General features: G+C 71.1%; 2 protein-coding genes and 1 pseudogene. 1 reads left to right on the forward strand and 2 read right to left on the reverse strand.

The genetic code is table 11. The annotated features are described in order from the left end of the window. The first annotated feature begins 10 nt into the window (after positions 1 to 10). Positions 11 to 172, forward strand: coding sequence for a DUF4439 domain-containing protein (locus RT323_RS16755; protein WP_396172526.1), 162 nt, complete (start codon positions 11 to 13; stop codon positions 170 to 172). A gap of 229 nt (positions 173 to 401) precedes the next feature. Here the strand turns inward: RT323_RS16755 and RT323_RS16535 are convergent, their stop codons facing one another. Beyond that, the gene (locus tag RT323_RS16535; protein WP_313410383.1) at positions 402 to 2144 is read right to left on the reverse strand and encodes a proline--tRNA ligase; all 1743 of its coding nucleotides are present in this window, start codon (positions 2142 to 2144) and stop codon (positions 402 to 404) included. A 9-nt stretch (positions 2145 to 2153) separates the two neighbouring features. Next, positions 2154 to 2359 (reverse strand): annotated as a pseudogene (locus RT323_RS16540) (hypothetical protein); the annotation flags it as partial.

Here is a 2359-nt window from a genome sequence, read left to right on the forward strand (position 1 = left end):
CGCGCGGGCGCTGGCCCAGGACGTCGAGGCCCGGATCGCGGCCGCGTGCGTGCGGCTGGTCGCCGTGACCGAGAACCGGGCGCGCGACCGTGCGGTCGACGGACTGCGGGACGCGGCGCTGGCGCAGGTGCGCTGGGGCGCCGCGCCCGAGCCGTTCCCCGGCCTCGACTGACGCCGCCGGCGTCCGCCTCCGCTCCTCGCTCTCGCTCCGCTTCCCCACTTTTGGTGCAGATTTACCGCCAGATCACCCGCTTGCCCGCAATCTCGTTCCAAAAGTGGGCGGTGGAGCCAACACGACTAGCACGCACATTTGGTGCAGGATTACGTCCGATCCGGCGGCGGGGACGTAATCTCGTTCCAAAAGTGGCGGACAGACCGGGGCGCGCGAGGCGCCGGGGTCGCTAGGCCGTCAGCGTCGCAACCAGGTCGGCCAGCGCCACGTCCCGGCGTTCGCCGGTGGCACGGTCCTTGACCTCGACGACGCCGTCGGCCAGGCCCTTGCCCACGACGACGATCGTCGGCACGCCGATCAGCTCGGCGTCCTTGAACTTCACGCCGGGCGACATCTTGGGCCGGTCGTCGTAGAGCACCTCGAGGCCCGCTGCCTCGAGGTCGGCGACGATGCCGTCGGCGCCCTCGAACAGCTCGGGAGCCTTGCCCGCGACGACCAGGTGCACGTCGAACGGCGCGACCTCCTTGGGCCAGACGATCCCCGACTCGTCGTACGAGCCCTCGACCACGGCGGCGACCGCACGCGACACGCCGATGCCGTACGAGCCCATCGTGACGGTGACGAGCTTGCCGTTCTCGTCGAGCACCTGCAGGCCGAGCCGCTCCGCGTACTTGCGGCCCAGCTGGAAGATGTGGCCCATCTCCATGCCGCGGGCCAGCTCGAGCGGGCCGGAGCCGTCGGGCGCGGGATCGCCCGCGCGCACCTCGGCGGCCTCGATCGTGCCGTCGGACGTGAAGTCACGTCCCGCGACGAGGTCGAAGACGTGCCTGCCGGGCTCGTCCGCGCCGGTGATCCAGCTGGTGCCGTCGACGACTCGCGGATCGGTCAGGTACCGGATCCCGGTGGCCTTGTCGGTACCCAGGACGCCGGGGCCGATGTAGCCCTTGGCCAGGTCCGGGTACTGCGCGAAGGCGGCCTCGTCGAACGGCTCGATCTCGGCGGGCGAGACCTGGGCCTCGAGCCGCTTGGTGTCGACCTCGCGATCACCGGGGACGCCGATCGCGAGCGGCTCGGTCGAGCCGTCGGGGTGGCGCAGCATGACGAGCACGTTCTTGAGCGTGTCCGCCGCGGTCCACGGACGGTCGTCGCGCGGGTGCTTCTCGTTCGCGTGGGCCACGAGGGTCTCGATGGTGGGCGTGTCCGGGGTGTCCTCGACGTGCGAGGCGGGCAGCCCGTCGAAGCCGATCGCGTCGGGCACGACCGTCGTGACGGCCTCGACGTTGGCCGTGTACCCGCCGGGCGAGCGCACGAAGGTGTCCTCGCCCGTCTCGGAGACGACGAGGAACTCCTCACTGGCCGAGCCGCCCATGGCGCCGGAGTCGGCCTGGACGATGACGTAGTCGAAGCCGAGCCGGTCGAACACGCGGATGTAGGCGGCGCGGTGGGCCTGGTAGGCCTGCTCGAGGCCCTCGTCGGTGACGTCGAACGAGTACGAGTCCTTCATGATGAACTCGCGACCGCGCAGGATGCCCGCCCGCGGGCGCGCCTCGTCGCGGTACTTGGTCTGGATCTGGAAGAGGATCGCCGGCAGGTCCTTGTACGACCCGAACAGGTCCTTGACCAGCAGCGTGAACATCTCCTCGTGCGTGGGGCCGAGCAGCATGTCGTTGCCGCGGCGGTCCTTCAGCCGGAACAGGTTGTCGCCGTACTCGGTCCAGCGGTCCGTGGCCTCGTAGGGGTCGCGCGGCAACAGCGCCGGGAACCGCACCTCCTGGCCACCGATCGAGGCCATCTCCTCCCGGACGATCGCCTCGACCTTGGCCAGCACCCGCAGTCCGAGCGGCAGCCACGAGTAGATGCCGGGAGCGACGCGACGGACGTAGCCGGCGCGGACGAGCAGCTTGTGGCTCGGCACCTCGGCATCGGCGGGATCGTCGCGCAGGGTACGGAGGAACAGCTGGCTCATGCGCATGGCACGAGGTTATCGGCTCGCTCGCGCCAGGTTCAGGGCCGCCCGGACCAGCGGCCACTGCAACGGGAGCCGGGCCAGCACGCCCGCCTTGAACGCCGGCGTCGCGCGTCGGCTGCGGACCACGTCGACCGCCATCTGCACGTTGGCCGGGAACACGGCGGCGAGCAGCCCGGCCGAAGCCAGGCCGCCGATCCGGCGCGTCGGCGGGGCGATCA

It is taken from the genome of Aeromicrobium sp., from assembly GCF_032084975.1.
Lineage (GTDB): Bacteria > Actinomycetota > Actinomycetes > Propionibacteriales > Nocardioidaceae > Aeromicrobium.

Excerpts from the sequence above, each read along its gene's own strand:
- RT323_RS16535 (WP_313410383.1), bottom strand. The coding sequence starts at position 2,144 with ATGCGCATGAGCCAGCTGTTCCTCCGTACCCTGCGCGACGATCCCGCC.